The organism is Mordavella massiliensis, assembly GCF_016901695.1.
GTDB classification, from domain to species: Bacteria; Bacillota; Clostridia; order Lachnospirales; family Lachnospiraceae; genus Claveliimonas; species Claveliimonas massiliensis_A.
Window position 1 is genome coordinate 1 of the sequence record NZ_JACJKS010000106.1, and the last position, 250, is coordinate 250.

Genomic DNA, 250 nt, shown 5'->3' on the forward strand with positions numbered 1-250 from the left:
CTGCTCTCCCACACCGTCTCCAGTGCAGTACCATCGGCCGCTTAGGTCTTAACCATCGTGTTCGGGATGGGTACGGGTGTGCCCCCTAAGCGCATCGCCACCAGCAGCAAGTCATCTGCTTTTGACAGCCTGATAACTCAACAATAGACAACGGTCCTTACTTCTTTTCCTTAGAAAGGAGGTGATCCAGCCGCACCTTCCGATACGGCTACCTTGTTACGACTTCACCCCAGTTACCGGTCCCGCCTTC

At 54.8% G+C, this 250-nt stretch carries 2 rRNA genes; both read right to left on the minus strand.

Features of this window, described 5'->3' with window-relative positions:
- Positions 1-105 (minus strand): 5S ribosomal RNA (gene rrf, locus H6A20_RS13310); the annotation flags it as partial.
- Positions 106-174: 69 nt separating this feature from the next.
- Positions 175-250, minus strand: a 16S ribosomal RNA gene (locus H6A20_RS13315); the annotation flags it as partial.